The sequence below is a fragment of the Sorangium sp. So ce185 genome, from assembly GCF_051526825.1.
Classification (GTDB): Bacteria; Myxococcota_A; Polyangia; order Polyangiales; family Polyangiaceae; genus Sorangium; species Sorangium cellulosum_D.
In genome coordinates this window covers 2,899,776-2,921,357 of sequence record NZ_CP150316.1, presented here as the reverse complement: position 1 = coordinate 2,921,357, position 21,582 = coordinate 2,899,776, and the positions used below count along the sequence as shown (strand labels likewise).

The following is a 21,582-nucleotide window of genomic DNA, read 5'->3' as shown; positions in this document are numbered from 1 at the left end:
CTGCTCCTCGAGGTCGTCGCCGCGCCGCCGGGCGCCCTCAGTGATAGTCGCGCGATTTCAGCGTGATCTCCTCGTCGTTCGGCAGCTCCAGCCGCTCCAGCTCGCGCGCGAGCACGTGGATCACCTCGCCCTGACGCTCGACCCGCCCGGCGACGAGCAACAGCGCGGCGTGCCGCGCCACCTGGTAGTGCTCCTCGAAGACCTGCTTCTGGACGATGACGTTGACCACGCCGGTCTCGTCTTCAAGCGTCACGAACGTCACGCCGCTCGCCGTCGCGGGCCGCTGGCGGCCGACCACCATCCCGGCGACCCGCACGCTCTCCCCGTTGCGCGCCGCCTTGATCTCCTCGGCGGTCCGCACGCGCCCGGCCCCGCGCCGCCGCTTGAGCGCCGGTCGCAGGTGTCGCATCGGGTGATCGTGCAGCGACAGGCCCACGCGCCCGTAATCCAGCGCGAGCTGCTCCAGCGGCCTGAGCGGGGGCAGCCCGACGTCGCTGTCGTCCTCGATCGGCACGCCGTCGAACAACCCCTCCACGCGGGGCGCGCGCGCCCGCCAGAGCGCCTCTCTCCGGGCGGGGACCATCGCGGCGAGCGCACCCGCTTCGGCGAGCGCTTCCACCTCGTTCTTCTTCAGCTCCGTGCGCCTCACGAGATCCGGGAGACCCGTGAACGGCGCCTCCTCGCGCGCCGCCACGATCGCCGCCACCGCCGCCTCCCCGAGCCCCTTCACGAGGCGCATGCCGAGCCGCAGCGCCGGGCCCGCCGAGGGCGTCTCGCCGGGCTCGAGGGTCGCGTCCCACGCGCTCTGCACCACGCACACCGGGCGCACCTCGACGCCGTGCCGCTGCGCGTCCTGCACAAGCGCCGACGGGCTGTAGAACCCCATGGGCTGCGCGTTGAGCAGCGCGCAGGTGAACGCCGCCGGATGGTGGACCTTGAGCCAGGCCGACGCGTACACGAGCAGCGCGAAGCTCGCCGCGTGCGACTCCGGGAAGCCGTACTCGCCGAAGCCCTGGATCTGCTGGTAGAGCATCTCCCCGAACTTCGCCGAGATCCCCCGCTCGGCGAAGCCCTGGATGAGCCGCCCGCGGTGCCGCTCCAGGCGCCCGTGCTTCTTCCACGCCGCCATGTCGCGGCGCAGCTGATCGGCCTCGCCCGGCGTGTAGCCCGCGCCGACCATCGCGATCTGCATCACCTGCTCCTGGAAGAGCGGCACGCCGAGCGTGCGCTCCAGGATGGGGTCCAGGCACGGGTGCGGGGACACCGGCGGCTCCTGCCCCGTCCGCCGGCGCAGGTAGGGGTGCACCATCCCGCCCTGGATGGGCCCGGGACGCACGATCGCCACCTCGATCACCAGGTCGTAGAACTTGCTCGGCTTCAGCCGCGGGAGCATCGCCATCTGGGCGCGGCTCTCGATCTGGAACACCCCCACCGTGTCGGCCCGGCCGATCGCCTCGTAGACGGCCGGGTCCTCCGGCGGGATCTGCGCGAGCGCCGCGATCGGATCGAACGCGGCGCCTCGACGCGCGTCGACCGAGGGGCCCGCGGACGCGGAGCCCCGAGCCGCGTCGACCGAGGGACCCGCGGACGCGGCGTCACGAGCCGCGTCGACCGAGGGGCCCGCGGACGCGGCGTCACGAGCCGCGTCGACCGAGCGATCCGCGTCCGCGGCGTCACGAGCCGCGTCGGCCGGCCGGCCCCCGAGCTCGGCGTACCGATCTGTGTGGATCAACCCGAGCGCCTTGCGGATCGCCGTCAGCATGCCGAGGGCCAGGACGTCGATCTTGAAGAAGCCGAGATCGTCGAGGTCGTCCTTGTCCCACGGGATCACCGTGCGGCCCTCCATCCGCGCTGGCTCGACCGGGGCCACCTTGTGCAGCGGCTCCGACGAGAGCACGAAGCCGCCGACGTGGATCGAGAGGTGGCGCGGGAAGCCCTCCAGCGCGCTCGCCATCAGGACGGCCTGCCGGACACGCACGTCGTCCGGATCGAGGCCCGCCTCGCTCACCCGCTGCTCCGTGATGTCCGCCTCGTGGTGGAGCACGAGGCCGCTCAGCCTGTCGACCTGATCCGCCGAGAAGCCGAACGCCTTGCCCACCTCGCGGAGCGCGCTCTTCCCTCGGTAGGCGATCACCTCCGAGACCATCGCCGCCCGGTCGCGTCCGTACATCTCGTAGATCGCCTGGATCACCTCCTCCCGGCGCTCGTGCTCGAAATCGACGTCGATGTCCGGCGGCTCGTTGCGCTCCTCCGACAGGAAGCGCTCGAAGAGCAGGTTGGATCGGGCCGGGTCCACCGCCGTCACGCCGAGCACGAAGCACACCGCGCTGTTCGCCGCGCTGCCGCGGCCCTGGCAGAGGATCTGCCGCGCGCGGGCGATCTTCACGACCTGCTGCACGCTGAGGAAGTAGGGCGCCACGCCGAGCTTCGCGATCAGCGCGAGCTCCTTCTCGATCTGCGCGCGCACCTGCGGCGGCGTCCCCTCCGGGTAACGGTCGCGGCAGCCCTCCTCGGTCAGGCGCCGCAGCGCCTGATCCGACGTCTCCCCCGGCATGCAGAGGGCGTCGCTCGGGAAGCTGTAGCGGAGCTCGGCCAGCGAGAAGCGGCAGCGGGAGGCGACCTCCACCGTGCGCGCGACCCAGGCCGGATGATCGCGGAACAGCGCCGCCATCTGCGCGCCGGACCGCACGTACGCCTCCGCGTTGGGCGCGATGCGCGTCCCGGCCTGATCGAGCGTGGTCTTGGTCCGGATGCACGTGAGCACGTCGGCGAGCGGCTTGCGCGACGGGTGGTGGTAGAGCGGGCGCGCGGTCGCGACGACGCAGGGGCCGTAGCGCCGCTCCGCCGCGAGGGCCGCCGCGACCCGCTCGCCGTCGCGGCGGTCGAGGTGCTTCCAGGTCGCGACGAGCGCGCGCTCGCCGAACGCGTCGCGCAGCGCGCCGATGAGCGCGCCGGAGGCGGCCGCGGGCACGAGCGGATCGAGCGGCACGATCGCGGACAGGCCCCGCGGCGCCGCCGCGATCGCCTCCGCCGAGATGCTCGCCGTCCCCTTCTCGCAATCGGCGTGCGCGAGCGTGAGCAGCCGGCAGAGGTTCGCGTACCCCTCGCTGTCCTCGACCAGGAGGACCACCGAGGGCTGGACCTCCGGCGCGCGCTCGGCGCGCGGCCCGGCGCGCTCGTCCGTCGAGCGCGCCGCGCGCGTCGCGCCGATCGTCAGCTCGGCCCCGACGATCACCCGCTGCTCGACCTTCTTCGCCGCCGTGTGAGCGCGGACGCTCCCGTAGATCCCGTCGCGATCGCAGAGCGCGAGCCCCTCGAGGCCGAGCTCCTTGGCGCGGTGCACGAGCTCCTCGGGGTGCGAGGCGCCCTCGAGGAACGAGAAGCAGGAGCGGCCGCAGAGCTCCGCGAACGGCACCGAGGCGCCGGCGCTCACTCGCACCACCCCTGCAGGAAGGCCTCGCCCGTCGCGCGGTCGACGTAGATCCACGCCTCGCCGCAGGAGCTCGCGCTCGCGCCGTCGCGGGGAGGGCGCAGCTCGCCGAGGCGCGCCGGGGCGGCCCTGCCGGACGGAGCGCCCGAGACCAGCCAGGCGCGCGCGTAATCGCGCGAGGCGGGCGTGGGCGTCCACCACTCCACCGCGTCGAGCCGCATCACGAAGGAGAGCCGCTCGATCGCGTAGAGGTGCCGGTCGACCGCCACGATCGCCCCGCGCCCCACGCGGCCGAGCGGGATCGGCTGCGGGAGGAGCCGCGCGGGCTCCGGCGCCGGCGCGTCGGCCCCCTCCGCGCGCTCCCCCGCGGCCCCCTGCTCCGCCGCGGCGCGCGCGCGGGCCGCGGCGGACGTGCGCCCCGCGGCCGCCTCGTCCGAGACCGGCACGAGCCGCGACCGCGCCTCGGGGCGGTGCGCGTCGGCGACCTCCAGGACGCCCACCCGCTCCGCGCCGATCTCCGCCGAGAGCTCGGCCAGGAGCGCCGGCAGGCTGTCGGGATCGACCGAGCGGTCGCGCGACAGATCGAGCTGCACCCGGCGGGCGCGCGCGATGCGGGAGGCGATGAGGTGGACCCCCACCGCGGGCGCCGCGAGCTCGATCCGCTCGAGCTTCGCCTTGAGCGGGCGGAGCAGATCGCCCGCGTCCGAGAGGGGCACCGGCATGTCGACGTGGAAGCGCAGCGAGGGGCCGCGCTCCTCGTCCTCCAGGAGCGCGTCGGCGACCTCGTCGTCGCGATCGCCGAGGCGGAGCCGCGCGATCGAGCGATCGTAGGCGATCGCGACGTTGAGCCGCCCGCACGCCTCGCCGCGCGCGGCGAGCCGGGACGAGATGCGCGACGTCATGCCGCGCAGCACGAACAGGAGCGACTCGGCGCTCTCGACCGGCTCGTCGAAGAGCACCTCCTCCTCGATCAGCCGGGGCACCTCGTACGGCAGGAGCGGCACGGGATCGCGCCCGGCGAGGAGCTCCATCACCTCGACCGTCCGCGGGCCCAGCCGCGCCGCCACCTGCGCCCGCGGCAGGCGAGCGAGGTCCTCGACGCGGAGCACGCCGAGCCGGACGAGGAAGCTCGCCACCTCGCGCTCGACCGGGAGCGCCTGCACCGGCAGGGGCCCGATCGCCTGCGCCCCCTTGCCCGGCGGCGCGATCGGGGCGTCTGCCCCTGGCGCGCCGTCCGCGTGCGCGCCGAAGCGCGCCAGCGCCTGCGCGAGCCGCGGCCCGTCGGCGATCGCGAGCCGCGCCCGGTGGCCGAGCGCCGCCACGCGCTCGCCGAGATCGCCGAGCAGCGCCTCCTCGCCGCCGACGAGGTGCGACGCCCCGGTGATGTCGAGCCACACCGTGTCGTACGGGCCGTCGCCCCAGGGGCTCCGCGCCGTGGTCGCGGCGCGCTCGCCGGGGCGGCTAGCCCGCGACGCCCCCGCGCGCGCGCCGGCGCGCGCCTGCGCGCCCTGCTCGCCGAGCTGGATCGCCGCCGTCGCCCCGAGCCCGAGCGCCACCTCGGCGACCCGCCCGAGCGCCGCGTCGATCTCGGCGAACGTCACCCGGTGGATCGCGAGGTGCGCGACCAGCGCCGCCGCCTCGACGACCTTCTGCCCCGGCCTGACCCCGTACCGCCGCGCCTCGTCGTCGACGACGTCGATCACGGCCACCGGCGCCGCCGGCTCGCGCTCGGACCGCGCGGCGAGCGCGGCCCGGCGCTCCTCCTCGCCGCCGATGATCACCGCGAGCGGCGCCTTCCCGCTCGGTGAGACCGGCCCACGCTGCTTCACCAGCTCGCACGCGAGCTGCGGGAGCACGATCGCCACAATGCGCCTCGCCGCCATCGCCTGTCCTCCTCACGCCCGCGACAGCGCGGGCCGCGGCTCGCTTCCCGCCGCCCGCTCCGCCTTCTCCCGCGCCCGCTCGCCGAGCACCACCGGCGTCGGCGACGTCACGCGCCCGCGCCGATCCTTGGCGACGCGCACCATCAGCCGCCCCTCGGCGACCTGCTCGAGCTCCAGCCGCATCGCGACCGGCAGCGGCATCGGCCGCGCCGCCTGGCGATCGGTGAGGAGCAGGATCGTCCCGTCGCTCCCCTCGGTGGCCAGGGCGAGCTTGCGCACCACGTTGACCCACCGCGCGAGGTCCTCCTCGCGGCGCCCCGCCGCGGGCGCGCCCCGCTCCCCCTTCCCCGCCCCCTGACCGAAGGCCCCCGGGACCCCGGCCACGTCGATCACGAGCACCGCGAACGCCCGGCTCATCGCCATCCGGACCGCGACCTTGGCGAGCATCTCCACGGGGGGCCGCGCCACGAGCAGCCGGCTCAGGTCGACCCCCGCGCGCGCGACCGCCGGCGCGAACAGCGAGCCGCTCGGGTCGATCCACGCGCACCACGCCCCCGCCGTCGCGCTCGTCCCGCGCAGCCGCGCCTCCGCCTGCGCCGACGCGCATGCGGAGAGGGCGATGGTGGTGGACCGCCCGAGCCCCCGCGGCGCGGCGAGCTCCACCACCCCCCCGCGCGGCAGACCCCCTTCCGGGAGCGCGTCATTAATTTCCTGTATACTGAGCGGTAGCGTCTTGGCGCGCGCTTCGAACTCGGGGAGGGTGTGGCGCAGCAGGTCCCGGGCGAGAGGAGCGGCAAGAGCGACGGGCGACATACTGAACATGGTAACAGTACCCTCGCGAAGCTGCCAACTTTGCAGGACGAACAACGTCCTACCTGCGCTCGGTGCGTTCCCCTTTCGCCGTTCCGGGACAGCGGAATGGCTTGTGTCGGTGATCTTCGGGCGGCGGGGATGACAGGACAGCGGGGATGAGGGGAATGCCCGCCCTGAGTTCTTCAATAAGTCCTCCCCGCCCCCTGTCGACCTAGGGCGGGGTCAGGACCGTCGCGGCGCTCTGTCGCCAGCGCGGGCGGGGCTCCTGCCGCGGGGCTCCTGCCGCTCCGGCGTCAGTGCGGCGGGGCTGCGGCTCCGGGGACAGCGGCCGCCCGTGGAACGTCCCCAACGTAACGCGAGCTCGGCCGGATGAGCCGCCCGACGCGCCGCTGCTCCTCGATGTGCGCGTACCAGCCGGCGACCCTGCCCACCGCGAAGGTCGGCGCGAAGAGCGCGCGCGGCAGCCCGAGCGCGTCGAGCAGCACCGCCGTGTAGAACTCGACGTTCGCGCGCAGCGGTCGCTCCGGGTGCCGCGCGCGGAGCGCCGCCTCCGCCGCCCGCTCGACCGCGCGCGCCAGCGCGAGCCGGGCGCCCTGCGCCCCGCCCGCCGTCCGCCCGAGCCGCTCGATCGCCCGCTCGAGCACCGCCGCCCGCGGATCCCTCACCCGGTAGATCCGGTGCCCCATGCCCATGATCCGCCGCCCCGCCGCGAGCTCCGCCTGGATCCAGCGCTCGGCGCTGCCTGGCGACGGCGCGCCGCCCTCGCCCGCCGCTGCCCCGATGGCGTCGAGCATGTCGAGCACCGGCCCCGGCGCGCCGCCGTGGAGCGGCCCCTTCAGCGCGCCGATCGCCGCGACCACCGCCGAGACCGCGTCCGACCCCGTCGAGGTGACCACGCGCGCGGTGAAGGTGGACGCGTTCATGCCGTGGTCCGAGACCGTCACGAGGTACGTGTCGAGCTCGCGCGCTTCGGCCTCGCTCGCCGCCGCGCCGCGCGCCATGCGCAGGTAGTCGGCCGAGAGCCGGAGCGCCGGATCGGGCGCGACCGGCTCCTCGCCCGCGCGCCGCCGCGACCAGGCCGCCGCGAACGTCGCGACCGCCCCGGCGATCGCCGCGGGCGACGCGTCGCCGCGGAGGTGGGCGACCGCGGCGCGGAGCGCATCCATGCCGTCGCCCGCGTGGAGCGCGTCCCCGAGCCGGCCGAGCAGCGCGAAGGCCCGCGTCCGCCCCTCGGCGATCGCGCCCCGGAGCGCCTCCCGCTCCGTCGCCGAGGGCAGCGCGCCGCCCCAGAGCAGCCCGCACGCGTCCTCGAACGTCACCCCGCCGCCGCCGGCGAGCGCCTCGACGTCGTGGCCGGCGAGCGTGAGCCTCCCCCGCTCGCCGTCCACCTCCGAGAGCCGAGTCTCCGCCACCACCACACCCTCCAGGCCGCTCGCGAGCGGCGCCGCCACGTCCTTCATCCGATCACCTCCGCCAAGGACATGTTGGGCATCGCATGAGGTTGATCAACCTTGATTGTACAATCAACCATGCACGCTATCGAAGCGCGTCGAGGACGCCGCCGGAGCGCGATCGCCCAGCCCGCGCCCCCGCGCGCCGCGCCCGCGCGCGCGCCGGGGGGAGGGCGTGGGCAAAACGGCGGCGCGCGGGCGGCGCCTGAGCGAAGAATCCCGGCGAGGACCGGGGAATCCGATGCTAGGAGGGACACATGCGTCCGGCGATCCGCGGGCCGCGCCTCCTGGATCGGCGGACAGGGTTCGGACCTGACGTTGATGGCCCTTCATGGTTGATCTACCTGACTCGGAGCAGCGGCCCTCGGCGTACGTGACCGGCGCCGAAGCGGCGGAGCTGCTCGGCGTGAAGCGGGAGACGCTCTACGCGTACGCGAGCCGCGGCGTGCTCCGGGGCGTGCCCGGCGGGCGAGGGCGCGCGCGGCTCTACCTCCGGGCGGACATCGAGCGGCTCAAGGCGCGGCACGACGCGCGCGCCGGCCACGGGCCGGTCGCGGCCGAGGCGCTCCGGTGGGGCGAGCCGGTGCTCGAGTCGGCGCTCACCGCGATCGGCCCGCGCGGGCCCGTCTACCGGGGCAAGGAGGCGGTCGCGCTGGCGCTCGAGGACGCGCCGTTCGAGGCGGTCGCGGAGCTCCTGTGGACCGGCGAGCTGCCGGCGGGAGGCGCGCCGGCGGCGCGACCCGGCCGGCTGAGCGTCCGCCCGGCGAAGCTCGCGGCGCTCCTGCCGGAGGGCACGCCGCCGCTCGCCGCGCTCGCGCTCGTGGTGCCCGCGCTCGGCGCGCACGACCCGGCCCGTCACGTGGGCGCGCCCTCGGGCGACGGGCGCATCCCCACGAGCGACGCGGAGCGGGCGCGGGCGCGGGCGCTCGTGCGCTCGCTCGCGGCGCTCGTCGGCCTCGGGCGGGACCCGGCCAGGGCGACCGCGGCCCTCGAGGCCGAGGGGGCGGCGCGGCGCCTGCTCGTCGCCCTCGGCGCGAGCCCCTCGAAGAAGGCCGAGCGCGCCGTGAACCGGGCGCTCTCGATCTCGGCCGATCACGAGCTGAACGCCTCGACGTTCGCGGTCCGGGTGGCGGCGTCCACCGGGGCCGATCTCTACGCCTGCGTCAGCGCCGGGCTCGCGGCGCTCTCCGGCCCGAGGCACGGCGGCGCCACCGACCGCGTCGAGGCCCTGGTCGCCGAGGCAGCCCGGCCCGAGCGCGCCGCCGCCGCGGTCCACGAGCGGCTGCGCCGCGGGGAGCCCATCCCCGGCTTCGGGCACAGGCTCTACCCGGAGGGCGACCCCCGCGCTCAGGCGCTGCTCGACACGGCCCGGGCGCTCGCGCCCCAGAGCGCGGCGCTGCGCACGGTGCTCGCGCTCGTCGACGCGCTCCGCGACGCCGGCCACGACCCGCCGTCGCTCGACATGGGCCTCGTCGCGATCACGGCCGCGCTCGGCCTGCCGTCCGGCTCGGCGGCGGCGCTCTTCGCGGTGGGCCGCGCCGCGGGGTGGATCGCCCACGCCTTCGAGCAGCGGGAGGCCGGGTACATGCTGCGGCCCCGCGCCCGGTACACGGGGCCCTGACACTCGCGCCGCCGCGCCCTAAAAGTCGACCTGCATGCCGAGCTCGACCACGCGGTTCGGCGGCAGGCCGAAGTACGCCGTCGCCGGCCGCGCGTTGCGCGAGATGAACGCGAACAGCCCCTTCCGCCACCGGGACATCTTCGACCGCCCGGTCGTCAGCAGCGTCTCCCGGCCGAGGTAGTAGCTCGTCCGCCCGAGATCGATGTGGAGCCCGTGCCGCTTGCACCCTTCCAGCACCGACGGGGCGTTCGGCGTCTGCATGAAGCCGTAACACGCCGTCACCTGGTAGATGCCCTCGCCCCGCGGGATCACCGTCGTGCGCCGCTCCGCCGGCACCTCCGGCACGTTCAGCACCTGGATCGAGAGGAGCACCACCTGCTCGTGCAGCACCTGGTTGTGCTTCACGTGGTGCAGCAGGATCGGCGGCGTGCCCTCCGGGCTCGACGCCATGAAGACCGCCGTCCCGCGCACCCGGTGCGGCTTCGTGCGCTTCACGTCCTCGAGGAACATGTCGAGCGGCAAGATGGCCGATTTGATCGCCGCGGCGAGGTGCTTGCGCCCCGTCTTCCAGGTCGTCATCACGGTGAAGGTCGCCGCCCCCATCACGATGGGAACCCAGCCGCCGTGGAAGAACTTGGCGCTGTTCGCCGTGAAGAACGCGAGATCGATCACGAGGAAGAGCCCGGCAAGCGGGAGCGACTTCCAGACCGGCCAGCCCCACGTCTTCCGCGTGACCACGTAGTAGACCACCGTGGTGATCCCCATCGTGCCCGTCACGGCGATGCCGTACGCGGCCGCGAGCGCGCTCGAGCTCTTGAAGGTGAGCACCAGCACGATGCACGAGATCAAGAGCCCGCTGTTCACCTCGGGGATGTAGATCTGCCCCGCCTCGTCCTTCGAGGTGTGGACCACCGTGACGCGCGGGAAGTACCCGAGCTGCACGGCCTGCTGCGTCAGCGAGAACGCCCCGGAGATGAGCGCCTGCGACGCCACGACCGCCGCCGCGGTCGCGATCGTTACCGTGGGGTAGAGCGCCCACGGCGGGACCAGCGCGTAGAACGGGCTCGCCGCGGCGGCGGGGTCCTCGAGGAGCTTGGCGCCCTGGCCGAAGTAGTTGATGAGCAGCCCCGGCCAGACGATCGTGTACCAGGTGTACTTGATGGGCCTGCGGCCGAAGTGACCCATGTCGGCGTACAGCGCCTCGCCGCCCGTGATGCAGAGGACGACGGCGCCGAGGATCAGGAAGCCGTGCACGTTGTTCTCGGCGAAGAAGCTCACCGCGTAGGTCGGTGAGACGGCCCGGAGCACGCCGGGGCTGTGGAGGATCTCCTTCGCCCCGAGCAGCGCGAGCGCCACGAACCACACGAGCGTCACCGGCCCGAAGATCGTCCCGACGCCGGCCGTGCCGCGCTTCTGCACGAGGAACACGGCCAGCAGCACGGCGCAGGTGATCGGCACGACGGCGGGCTTCAGCGTCGACGTCGCGACCTCGAGGCCCTCGACCGCCGAGAGCACCGAGATCGCCGGCGTGATCACGCCGTCGCCGTAGAGGAGCGAGGCGCCGAAGAGCACGAGGAGCACGAGCAGGCCGCGGCCGTCGCCCTTGCGGTCGCTGCTCGGGACGAGCGCGAGGAGCGCGAGGATGCCGCCCGCCCCCTCGTTGTCGGCCCGCGTGATGAACGTCAGGTACTTGACGGTCACCACCATCATCAGCGACCAGAACATCAGCGAGAGCACGCCGAGCACGTTGTCCGGCGTCGGAGCGACGTGGTGCGGGCTCCTCGGGCTGAAGCACTCCTTCATCGCGTAGAGGGGGCTCGTCCCGATGTCGCCGTAGACGACCCCGAGCGCCGCGAGCATCAGCGGCCACATCTTCTTCGGGGTCGAGCCGTGGGCGCGGTCGGCCGGCGCGGACGCCGCGGGGCGCTCGGCGCCCTCGGCCGGTTGTGGGCTTGTCGTCATCGGGGCGAATCCTACTCCATCGTGAGCGCTCATCGCGAGGAGGCGCGGCGCGCGCCTCAGCCGAGCGCGCGCGCCGCCGCGGTGAGATCGTCGATGAAGCGGGAGAGCTCGGCTTGCCTGGAAGCCTCGTCGGGCATGCGCAGGATCGACGCAGGGTGCACGGTCGCGAGCGTGCGCGGCGCGAGCGGCGAGGCGACGAGCCGGCCGCGATCGCGCGTGACCCGGAACGAGCTGCCGAGCAGCGCCTGCGCCGCCGTCGCGCCGAGGCACACCACGATCTCCGGCTGCACCGCCTCGATCTCCGCGGCGAGCCACGGGAGACACGCGCGGATCTCGCGCGCGTCGGGCTTCTTGTGGATGCGGCGCTTGCCGCGCGGCTCCCACTTGAAGTGCTTGACCACATTGGTCACGTACGTCCGCCGCCGGTCGATCCCCGCCGCCTCGAGCGCCCGATCGAGCAGCTGCCCCGCCGGACCCACGAACGGCTTGCCGGCAAGATCCTCCTTGTCGCCCGGCTGCTCGCCGACGAGGAGCACGTCCGAGCGCGCCGCGCCCTCGCCGAACACCGTCTGCGTCCCCCGCTCCCACAGCGGGCAAGCCCGGCAGCCCGCCGCGGCCTCGCGCAGGCGCGGCAAGGAAGGACGGCTGGGGACCAAGGCCGCCGCCGTCGCCTCGCCGGGGCCGGCGTCGCGCCCTGCTGCATTTCGTCTCGCCACGGTCGCCATGGTTTCCCCGAGCAGCATCGCGCGTGCCACCCGCGCGCCGTCGCGACGCGCTGCGTTCGAGCGCGTCGCGACGGCGCACGGCCGAGCCGGCTTGACGGCCCCGGGCGTCCTTCCCATAGTGCCCGGGTCCCTCTAGTTGACCCACCGGTCAGAATGCCCCGCCTCGCCGATCGCCGCGCCAGGATCGAGTTGCTCCGCGCCGCCGAGGCGGCGTTCACCGAGCGCGGCCTCGCCGCGGCGAGGGTCGAGGACATCACCGAGCGGGCAGGCGTCTCGAAGGGCGCTTTCTACCTGCACTTCCAGAGCAAGGACGACTGCTTCAAGCAGATCGTCGAGACCTTCATCGCGCGGCTCGCGGGGTGCGTGGAGCTGCCGCCCATCGCCGTCGAGGGCGTCGATCGGGCGTCGGTCGACGCGTACTTCAAGCGGCTCCTCGCCCACGACGTCGAGGTGCTCGAGTTCTGCTGGCAGAACCGCGCGCTGCTCAAGATGATGCTCGCGGGCGGCGGCGGAGCCCCCTACGCCTACCTGATCGACGAGTTCGCCCAGCGCGTCGCGCGCCTCGTGGAGACCCGCGTCCGGTACGCGATCGACATCGGCCTCTACCGGCGCGATCTCGATCCCAGCGTCCTCGCGGAGCTCATCTCCGGCGCCTTCGATCGCCTGGTCCGCAAGCTCATCGACGCGCCGTGCCGGCCAGACATCGCCGCCTGGTGTGGTCAGGTGCTCCAGCTCTTCCTGCACGGCCTGCTCACCCCGGAGGCGCGCGCCTTCGCTGACCTGCCGGTCACGGAAGCGCCGCCGCGCAGCGCGCGGCAGACCGCTGGCGCGGAAGCGCCGCCACGCAGCGCCCGTCAGACGACTGGCGCGGCCCCTGCGTCAGCCCCCGGCGAGCGCCGGCGCGCCAAGGCCAAGGCGACCTGAGGCGGCGACCGTTTGGCACAAGGCCGTCCGGGGCGGATACGATGCGCGCCGCCGATGTCGACTCCGCGCTTGACGTCCGGCGGCGCGCCGCCCGGACCTCCGCGTCACGACGCGCGACATCCGCGTCGCGGCGCGCTTTGTAGGGCGTCACCTGAGCGGAGCCCATGGATCCCCGGTCCGCACCGGGCAAATTGTACAGGGAATCCCTGACCCGTGATTCCTCATTGCCCTAGCGGTCGGTCGGGCTGCAGCTGAGCTAGAGCTAACAGTCAACGGGGACTTCGGCCTCGGGACAGTGAGGGGGTGAATCGGGGCGCCGGAGGGGAACCGCTCAGGCGACCCGGAAGAGCGCAGCCTGGGGAGCTGCCTGATCGTTCGACCGCGCCGTGGCGACCATCGCGCGCGCTGGACGACAACAGGCGCTCTCCGCGAGGGAACGGGGCTGTCGAGGGGGGCTGTATGAGCACACGATCGGGCTGCGAGAGACGGTTGATCCAGGAGCTGCTCCGGCAGACGTGCCGTTCGCTGGAGTGGCGCGCTGACACGGAGAGGTCGATCGCGGACAGGCTCGATGCTGCCCTCGCCGAGCACGCGCTCCACGTGTTCACCCCGGACGTCGACCTGCGCGTCCAGCTGACCAGGGACCTCGCGCTCGCCATCGCGATACGCGTCCTCTCCTTCGGCGAAGACGCCGAGGAGTCCCTGTGCAAAGCCCTCTCCCAGGACAGATCGCCGATGGCGGAGCTCGTGAAGTCAGCGTGGCCCCTCGTGCGCACCGCCTGCAGGACGGCCGAGCGGAGCGCCGGGCGGCTGGTGCTGCTCACGACGGTGCCCGAGGCGTGAGGCGGAGAGCAGGGCGCGCGCCCAGAGCCCGCGCGGAGGGCTCACGGCGACGGACCGGCGCGAACAAGGCGACGCTCGGATCTCGCCGGCTCGCGCCGGCGTCGAGGAGCGCCGATCCCTCGAAGCAGCTGCCAGGAAGAGCGATGAACACCGCATGACGGAGCCAGGTCCACGAGGCGATGCAGATGGCGCTCCAGACCACCTACAGCATCTACGTTCGCTTCCGGGGCAGGCGGCTCGCGCTCATGAAGCACATCCGCTCGCTCGAGTCGGCGCGCACCTCGTTGCAGGCCTTGCGCGCCGAGCGGTTCCACGACGCGGATCAGGTGTTCCTCGTCAACGACGCGACGAAGCAGGTCGTCGATGAGCGAGCGTGGGAGGACGCCCGAGAGCCCGGCGCGGACCGGGAGATCGGCGTCAGCACCCACGTCGAGGCCGACGACCAGCGCGGGGATCGCGCGCGCGAGGCGACGGATCAGGAGGCTCCCGCGCCGTGGGAGGCCACGGCGCCAGCGCCGCACGAGGCGCACGAGGCCCTGACGCCCGCCGAGCGCGAGGCGCAGGCCGAGGACAAGGCGCGGCGCGAGCCGCCGGAGAGGAGGTCGCCCACGGTCGAGGGCGCGGAGCCCCCACGCGCGCGCCTGCGCCGCGCGATGGCGGCAGCGCAGGTGGCCCGAGCGCGCCACGAGGCCGCCCTGGAAGTCATGAGCAGGCTCCAGCCCGGCGGGAAGGTGGATGAGATGACGCTGATGAGGCTCAACGACTCCGCGCGCATGGCGTCCGATCGGTCGGCGCGCGTCCTCGAGCAGCTCGAGCAACTCCTGAAGCGCCTGGAAGGGGCGCGCTGATCGAGGTGAGGTGGCGGTAAGACACCGTGTCGGGCGCTCCGCTAAGGCAAGGACAGGCACGTCGACCGACCGATCGCCGCAACGTTAGCGTCGCCTGTGCCCCGCGGCTGCGAGGCGCCCGAGAGAGCGCTTAACCGTTCAAGCAACCATGCCGGAACCGAAGAAGTCACGCCGGACGCAATTCAGGGCACCGGGCCACAGCGACGCCGCGCCCCACGCCGGCAGGGCGGCTGCGCAGCGGCGCGCGCCGGACTCGTCCGAGGACACCGGCGAGCAGGCCGCCGCCGCAGAGCCGCACCTCGGGAACGAGCAGCGGTTTCCGGTCGTCTGCGTCGTCGCGTCGGCCGGCGGGCGCGGCGCGCTCGCGGAGCTGCTCCGGCGGCTGCCGAGCAGGGACACGAGCCTCTCCCTCGTGCTGATCTACGGCGCCGAGCCAGGGGAGATCCCGGTCTTCGAGCTCGCGGCGCAGAGCAGCCCGCTCCCCACGAGCGAGCTTCGCGCCGGGGCGAGGCTCATGCCAGGTCACGTCCAGGTCCTGCCCCCGGACACGCGAGCGACGCTGGACGGCGTGCGCGTCGAGCTCGCGCCGCGCGGCGAGTCCGGTCCGGGCCCTGCCGATGCCTTCCTGCGCTCGCTCGCGCGCGAGCTGGGGTCGAGCGCGGCGGGCGTCGTGCTTTCCGGCACCGGGAGCGACGGCGCCCTCGGGCTGAAGGACGTGAAGGCGGAGGGCGGGGTCACCTTCGCGGAGGACCCGCGCACCGCCGAGCGGCCGGCGCTCCCGCGCAACGCCATCGCGGCCGGAGGCGTCGACTTCATCCGCGGCGTCGAGGCGATCGCCGCGGAGCTCGCGAGGATGGGCCGCCCCGGTCACGCGCCCGCCCTGTGGCTCCCGCAGGGCACGCCCCTCGGGGTCGACCCGGAGCTCGGCAAGCTCTTCAGGCTGCTCCACGCCGCGGTGGGCGTCGACTTCAGCCACTACAAGAAGAGCACGCTGAGGCGCCGTATCCAGCGCCGAATGACGCTCCACCGGCTCGCGTCCCTGCAGGAGTACCTCGATCACCTGAGAGCGCACCCGGACGAGATCGAGCACCTCTATCAGGACCTCCTCATCAAGGTGACCACGTTCTTCCGCGATCCGGGCGCATTCGCCGCGCTGAAGACCCACGTGTTCCCGGTGCTCATGCACAACAGGCCGCAGGACTCCCCGGTTCGCATCTGGGTGCCGGGCTGCTCGACGGGCGAGGAGGTCTACTCTCTCGCGATCTCGCTGCTCGAGTTCCTCGAGGACGACGCGAACGATCACGCCATCCAGATCTTCGGCACCGACCTGAGCGAGGCCGCCATCCAGCAGGCGCGGGCCGGGATCTACGTCGATGGCATCTCGTTCGACGTCTCGTCCGACCGGCTGCGCCGCTTCTTCGTCCGGGTGCACGGCGGCTTCCAGGTCAACAAGTCGGTCCGCGATCTGTGCATCTTCTCGCGCCACAACGCCGCGGCCGATCCGCCCCTCGCGAAGCTCGATCTCGTCAGCTGCCGCAACCTGATGATCTACATGGAGCCGAGCCTGCAGCGCCGGCTGCTGCACACCTTCCACCAGGCCCTCAAGCTCACGGGCTTCTTGCTCCTCGGCTCCTCCGAGAGCATCAGCGCGATGTCCGACCTGTTCGGGGTGGTGGACAGGACCCACAGGATCTTCTGCAAGCGCGCCGCGTCGGAGACGGCCAGCGCGCGCGATCTCGCCGCGCCCGCCCTCCCCGCCCCGCCTGCGCCCGCGCCGGACAAGGGGGAGCCGCGGAGCCCCGAGGGGCTCCTCATGGACGCGCTGCGCAAGGAGGCCGACGCCATCGTGATGGCCCGCTACGCCCCCGCCGGCGTGGTGGTCGACGAGGAGATGCAGATCGTCCAGTTCCGGGGCAAGACAGGGCCCTACCTCGAGCCGGCGCCCGGCGACGCCAGCCTGCACCTCTTCAAGATGGCCCGCGAGGGGCTCCTGCTCGGCCTCAGGGCCGCCATCGACGCGTCGATGAACTCGGAGGCGATGGCCCGGAAGGAGCAAATCAAGGTCCGGCAGGGAGACAAGCTCCGCCACGTTGATGTCGAGGTGTGGCCGCTCAAGGTGCGGCTTCCGCAGGGGCGCTGCTTCCTCGTCGTCTTCTCCGAGTCGGGCGGCGCCAGGCTGGACCGTACAGGCGACGACCCGGCCCAGAGCGCCCCCCAGAAGGACCTCGAGGTCGCGCAGCTCCGCAGGGAGCTCGTGACCACGAGGGAGCACCTCCAGTCGATCATCGACGAGCTCGAGGCGACGAACGAGGAGCTCCTGTGCGCGAACGAGGAGCTCCTCGCGAGCAACGACGAGCTGCACAGGATGAAGGACGCGCTCGAGTCCGCGCACGAAGAGCTCCGGTCCGCGAACCAGGAGCTGACGGCCATCAACGAGGAGCTCCACAGCAGCAACGTCGCGCTCGGGCTCGCCAACGACGAGCTGCGCAACCTCCTCGGCAGCATGAGCATCCCGGTGCTGATGCTCGACGCGGACCTCCGGATCCGCCGCGTCGCCGGCGTGGCCGACAAGCTGCTCGGCCTCGCCGCGAGCGACGTGGGTCGATCGATCCTCGAGGTGAGGCCGAGGAGCGCGGCCGACATCGCGCCGATCGTCGCCGAGGTGCTCGACACGAGGAGCGGCGTCGAGCGGCAGGTCGAGGACCGCGAGGGCCGCGTCCATCTCGTGAGGGCGCGCCCGTTCCGGATCACCGGGAACGAGGTCGACGGCGCGGTGATCTGGTGGCTGGAGAGCGAACCGACGAGGCGCGCCGGGCGCGAGCTCGCGGGCGCGCGCGACCGCATCTCCGCCGTCTTCGAGGTGCTGCGCCACCCGTTCCTCCTGCTCGACGGCGAGCTCCGGATCCGCGCGGCGACGCGGCGCTACTGCGAGCTGTTCATGGTCTCGCTCGGGGACATCGAGGGGCGGCCCCTCTCGGCCATCGACGCCGTGTGGAACACCCCGCAGCTGGAGCAGCGGCTCCGGGACGTGCTCCGCCGCAGCGCCGCGCTCGTCGACTTCCGCGTCGAGGCCGCGCTCGCGCACGCCGGACGCAGGACGCTGTCGCTCTCCGCCTTCCGGCTCCAGGCCGACGAGGGCGAGCTCCCGGCCCTGCTGCTCGTCGTCGAGGACAGGACCGGGCCCGAGGAGGACGAGCCCCCGCAGGCGGGGCTACGGCCAGCGCGCCGCGCCGGCTCCGACTGACGCGCTCACCGCCCGCGCGCCCGCCAGTCCCCCGAGGCGATGCGGGGATACCCCAGCACCTGGCCGGCGGGCATCAGGTACGCCTCGCAGCGCGCGCCGCCGTCGAGCTCGATCATCTCGCGCCGGAAGAGGTCGGGGCAGCCCTCGTAGACGTCGAGCGACGCGAGGGTCTCCCGATCCGGCTCGTAGAGCTCCCCGACGACCGCGGCCGAGCCCCCGCGCACGAGCGCCGGGTAGGCGCCGAGGTCGGCGAGCTCGAACGACCGGGCGGTGCGGGCGACCCCGAGGAAAGGCGCGCGCCCGAGCAGCCGGTGCGAGCGCTCGCCGCGCATCAGCGTGCCGTAGACGAACAGGGGCACGGCGCCGTCACCGGCAGTGCTGTTCGACCGCGGCGAGCAGCTGCTCGAGGTTGATCGGCTTCTTGAGGAACTGCGCCGCGCCGAGCGACGACACGAACTCGTCGCGGCCCGTCGCCGAGATGATCACGACCGGGATCGAGGCGAGCTCCGGGTCCTTCTTCTGCTCCGCCCTGAACTGCCAGCCATCCATGATCGGCATCATCAGGTCGAGCAGGATGAGGCCGGGCTTAGGCTCCGTTCGAAGCGCGCTGAGCGCCTCGCCGCCGTGCGCCGCCGACGTGACGGCGTAGCCCTCCTCTTGCAGGAGCTCGGCGAGGGTCTCTCGAATATCCGGATCATCATCGACAACGAGGATCCTCTTCAAGGGAGTGGCAGGCACGGTGCATCAACCACTATGCGAAAGCCGGACGTCACGGCGAAACAGGGAAAGCCCTGAATCCCTGCTCGGGGTCCGCTTGATCAGGCCTGTTCTGCGAGAAAGGGCGCGCATGAAGGTCTCTCTGCGGCAAGGAGCGCCGCGGGGGCGCCTCGGAACGGAGCCCGCTCGAGCGCCGCGCGCCACCGTGGAACCGTGGACCCGCGCGGAGTCGACGGCCCTCACGCCGGACGGGTCTGGTAGGAGGGGTTCGGGCGTGCGCATCGTGCTCGATCGTCGGCGGTCGAGCACGATGTTACAGCACAGTGACGCTCCGGCGAAGGCGCTCTCTGCCAGATCTGCGGCCAGCCAGGGTGAGCATCGCGCGGCTCGGTCGTGCTCCGCCAGGTCATGAGCCGGCGAGGGTACCACCGGCGCGCTGGAGCGCAGCCGCGCGGCGCCACCCGAGCGGCTGCGCTCCAGCGCGTGCGGCGCGGATCGGGCGGGCAGCGTCAACCTGCCTCGCCCGCGGCGCCGAGCACCACCTTCGAGAGGGTGCTCAGCAACACGTCGATGTCCACCGGCTTCGGGATGAGCGCGGCCGCGTGCAGCCGCTCGGCGATCGCCTTCATCTCGTGGGGCCGGCGGGCCGAGAAGATCATCAGGGGAGAGGGCGGGCCGAGCCCCGCGATCTCGGAGACGAACCGGTCCGTCGTCATGCCCGGCATCGTCAGATCGAGGAGGACCGCGTGGAAGCGCCGCTCCGCGAGCGCGTCGAGCGCCGCGCGCGCGGTCGCGGTCAGCTCGACCTCGTACCCCTCCAGCGTCAGGAGCTCCTCCAGCATCGCCGCCGTGTCGATGTCGTCCTCTGCAACCAGGATCACGTGCTTGCCACGCATGGCTCCCCTCGGCTTTCCTCGGAAGCGGGGCCGCTCTGCAGGCGGCGCGCCCTCCCGTCCCGCGCCGGACGACGCGCGCGCCCCAGCAGGCCGGTCGCCGGCGCGGCACAGGCCCCTCGAGGACGGCACGGCGTGACGAGCGGCCCAGGCGAACGGATTTACGCGCTCCGGAGCGTTCGCCGCAGCGCGCCGCGTCCACGATGACAATGCGCGCAGCCCGACAGACGGATCGCCGCACTCCGGCGATCCGGCGTAGTCCTTCCCCCTCTTTCGCCCCGGGCACTATGAAAGCCCGGCCGCGCTCGGGATGCAACTCCGGACGGGCCCCGGACGTAAGCCAGGGCGTACCCCGGACGTCGGGCAGAGCGGACCGGGAGTTGGGAGCAAACAGAGAGCGCGAACGGACTCCCCGACGGGGGAGACACCCTGGTAGACTCCCATGGATGCCTGGCGAACGCCGCGTCGCGCTACTCGCGATGGAGCCAACCATGCCGGACGGTGGGGGAGCGCCGTTCAGCCATGGAATCCGTCGTGTCGAAGCCTCTTTGCTCGCCGATCCGGAGCTCGCCGGTGTGCCGATCCATGTGGTCGAAGCGCAGACGAGGGATCTCGACGCGTGGGTCGCCGAGGTCGAGACCGTGGATGCCGACATCGTCGGCCTCGCCGCGCACGTCTGGTCCTTTCCCACGTTCATCGACGTCGCGCGCCACCTCCAGCGCAACCGGCCGGGGCGCACGCTCGTCCTCTGCGGTCCCCTCGCGCGCCCCGCGATGTTCGCGCTCGCGCCGTGGCGCGACGCCGCCGCCTGCATCGACGCCCTCGTGCACGGCAACGAGCTCACGTTCCGGAACATCGTCCGCCTGAGCGATCGCTCCCCCGAGGCGCTGCGCACCGTGCCCGGGCTGCACGTCTTCACCGCCGGCGGCTGGGTCTCGACGGGCGAAGCGCCTCACGTGGCGCCCGACGAGCTCCCGTCCGCGATCCGGATGAAGCTGCTCCCGACCGATCGCATCGTGCCGATCGAGATCTGTCGCGGCGGCGTCATGAGCTGCCCGACCTGCGGCATCTCGACGGGCGACGCCTCCGCCGGCGTCTTCTCGGAGGCCTACCTCGTCGAGGAGCTGAGCGCGCTCCGCGCCGCCGGCGCCCCGGGCGCGCAGGTCGTGGACGCGCCGCTCAACCTGAACGCGGAGGCGTTCCGGAACCTCGTGGCCGCGGAGAAGCAGGTCGGCTTCTTCAAGCAGGCGACGCTCTCGGCGTCGATCGATCCCGAGCACGTGCACGACGAGCACCTCGAGTTCCTCCGCGGCGTCGCGCGCGTGTCGCTCGACGCGCGGCTGCCGCCGCTCAACAAGGACACCGGCGACGGCACGCAGCGCCCCTTCCGGGAGTCGAAGTTCGCGAAGGTGATCGAGGAGCTCTCGACCTTCACGGACATCGAGGTGGACATCCTCCTCGGCCTCCCGGGTGACGGCCCCATCACGTTCCGCCGCACGCTCGAGCGCGCGCGCGAGCTGCCGTGCAAGGTCCGCATCTTCCACAGCCTCGTCCTCCCGGACGACCTCATGACGCGCGCGCCGGCGTCGTTCGAGCTCCGCTTCGACCCGTTCACGCTGATGATGCGCTCGTGCCTCGGCTGGTCCGAGGACGCGCTCTCGCGCGAGCGCAGCCGCCTCATCGAGATGGCGTACCGCGAGGGCGGGGAGATCACGCCGGACATGTGGTCCTTCCCCGGGCCGCGCGAGATGCGGCGGCCGGCGATGCCGCTCGGCAGCGGCGTGGTCCCGCCGGGCGGCGAGATCCGGGTCGAGGGCGCGACGACGCTCGCGCCCGCGGGGCAGGATCTGCAGCGCGTGCTCGAGCTCGGGATCAAGGAGGCGACCTCCGGCGGGTGGACCTTCGTGGAGGCCTCCGCGCGCCCCGGCGAGATCGTCGTCATCATGAAGACGCGCGACGGCGCGCTCGTCGTCGAGATGCGCCCCGCCTCGCCCACCGAGAACGCCTACAAGGTCGTGGACGGCGTCGCGTTCGGCTACCGCTCGCCGCGCGGCGTGAAGATGAGCGACGGCGCGCTCCGCCTGCTCGATCGCGTCCTCCAGCGCCTGCACGCGCCGGCGCGCACCGCGCTCGGCCTCTCGACGCAGGACGGCGGCCCCGGCTCGGCCCGGGTGCGTCGCTTCCGAGCGACGCCCTCCTGACGCCGCGGCGCTTTCGCGCGACGCCCT

The 21,582-nt window shown here is 73.4% G+C and carries 15 protein-coding genes; 6 read left to right on the top strand and 9 right to left on the bottom strand.

Features of this window, described 5'->3' with window-relative positions:
* Window positions 1–37: 37 nt before the first annotated feature.
* The 4 genes from dnaE to WMF26_RS10865 all read right to left on the bottom strand — a co-directional run bounded on the left by dnaE (window position 38) and on the right by WMF26_RS10865 (window position 7,586).
* A complete protein-coding gene (dnaE, locus tag WMF26_RS10880; protein ID WP_438000256.1) occupies window positions 38–3,433 on the bottom strand; it encodes a DNA polymerase III subunit alpha in 3,396 nt (1,131 codons plus the stop codon).
* Window positions 3,430–5,313, bottom strand: a complete 1,884-nt coding sequence (locus WMF26_RS10875; RefSeq protein ID WP_438000255.1) for a DinB/UmuC family translesion DNA polymerase — start codon at window positions 5,311–5,313, stop codon at window positions 3,430–3,432. The genes dnaE and WMF26_RS10875 overlap by 4 nt, the downstream gene beginning before the upstream one ends.
* A 12-nt stretch (window positions 5,314–5,325) precedes the next feature.
* On the bottom strand, window positions 5,326–6,126 hold the full coding sequence (locus WMF26_RS10870) for a recombinase A (protein WP_438000254.1): 801 nt from the start codon (window positions 6,124–6,126) through the stop codon (window positions 5,326–5,328).
* A gap of 293 nt (window positions 6,127–6,419) precedes the next feature.
* The gene (locus WMF26_RS10865) at window positions 6,420–7,586 is read right to left on the bottom strand and encodes a citrate synthase (RefSeq protein WP_438000253.1); all 1,167 of its coding nucleotides are present in this window, start codon (window positions 7,584–7,586) and stop codon (window positions 6,420–6,422) included.
* A 322-nt stretch (window positions 7,587–7,908) separates the two neighbouring features.
* Between WMF26_RS10865 and WMF26_RS10860 the strand changes: the two genes are divergently transcribed.
* Window positions 7,909–9,198, top strand: coding sequence for a citrate synthase family protein (locus tag WMF26_RS10860; protein WP_438000252.1), 1,290 nt, complete (start codon window positions 7,909–7,911; stop codon window positions 9,196–9,198).
* Window positions 9,199–9,216: 18 nt separating this feature from the next.
* On the opposite strand, the gene WMF26_RS10855 is transcribed toward WMF26_RS10860, so the two are convergent.
* Together WMF26_RS10855 and WMF26_RS10850 are read right to left on the bottom strand one after the other, a co-directional pair.
* Entirely contained in the window at window positions 9,217–11,160 is a 1,944-nt protein-coding gene (locus WMF26_RS10855) for a potassium transporter Kup (protein ID WP_437946014.1), read from the bottom strand.
* Between the two features lie 56 nt (window positions 11,161–11,216).
* Window positions 11,217–11,885, bottom strand: coding sequence for a UdgX family uracil-DNA binding protein (locus WMF26_RS10850; protein WP_437954055.1), 669 nt, complete (start codon window positions 11,883–11,885; stop codon window positions 11,217–11,219).
* Window positions 11,886–12,038: 153 nt separating this feature from the next.
* On the opposite strand from WMF26_RS10850, the gene WMF26_RS10845 reads away from it, so the two are divergent.
* The 4 genes from WMF26_RS10845 (at window position 12,039) to WMF26_RS10830 (ending at window position 17,744) form a co-directional block, all read left to right on the top strand.
* Window positions 12,039–12,809: a TetR/AcrR family transcriptional regulator gene (locus tag WMF26_RS10845; RefSeq protein WP_438000251.1), complete on the top strand. Its 771-nt coding sequence runs from the start codon at window positions 12,039–12,041 to the stop codon at window positions 12,807–12,809.
* A 459-nt stretch (window positions 12,810–13,268) separates the two neighbouring features.
* Complete coding sequence (locus tag WMF26_RS10840; RefSeq protein WP_061625777.1) at window positions 13,269–13,652, top strand: hypothetical protein; 384 nt, start codon at window positions 13,269–13,271, stop codon at window positions 13,650–13,652.
* Window positions 13,653–13,837: 185 nt separating this feature from the next.
* Entirely contained in the window at window positions 13,838–14,500 is a 663-nt protein-coding gene (locus WMF26_RS10835) for a hypothetical protein (RefSeq protein ID WP_438000250.1), read from the top strand.
* A gap of 148 nt (window positions 14,501–14,648) precedes the next feature.
* Window positions 14,649–17,744, top strand: coding sequence for a CheR family methyltransferase (locus tag WMF26_RS10830; protein WP_438000249.1), 3,096 nt, complete (start codon window positions 14,649–14,651; stop codon window positions 17,742–17,744).
* 5 nt (window positions 17,745–17,749) lie between these two features.
* Here the strand turns inward: WMF26_RS10830 and WMF26_RS10825 are convergent, their stop codons facing one another.
* The 3 genes from WMF26_RS10825 to WMF26_RS10815 form a co-directional block, all read right to left on the bottom strand.
* Window positions 17,750–18,103, bottom strand: coding sequence for a gamma-glutamylcyclotransferase family protein (locus WMF26_RS10825; protein WP_438000248.1), 354 nt, complete (start codon window positions 18,101–18,103; stop codon window positions 17,750–17,752).
* Window positions 18,104–18,110: 7 nt separating this feature from the next.
* Window positions 18,111–18,482, bottom strand: coding sequence for a response regulator (locus tag WMF26_RS10820; protein WP_061625775.1), 372 nt, complete (start codon window positions 18,480–18,482; stop codon window positions 18,111–18,113).
* 488 nt (window positions 18,483–18,970) lie between these two features.
* On the bottom strand, window positions 18,971–19,357 hold the full coding sequence (locus WMF26_RS10815) for a response regulator (RefSeq protein ID WP_437337054.1): 387 nt from the start codon (window positions 19,355–19,357) through the stop codon (window positions 18,971–18,973).
* A 488-nt stretch (window positions 19,358–19,845) separates the two neighbouring features.
* Between WMF26_RS10815 and WMF26_RS10810 the strand changes: the two genes are divergently transcribed.
* On the top strand, window positions 19,846–21,555 hold the full coding sequence (locus tag WMF26_RS10810) for an oxidoreductase (RefSeq protein WP_438000247.1): 1,710 nt from the start codon (window positions 19,846–19,848) through the stop codon (window positions 21,553–21,555).
* Window positions 21,556–21,582: the final 27 nt, after the last annotated feature.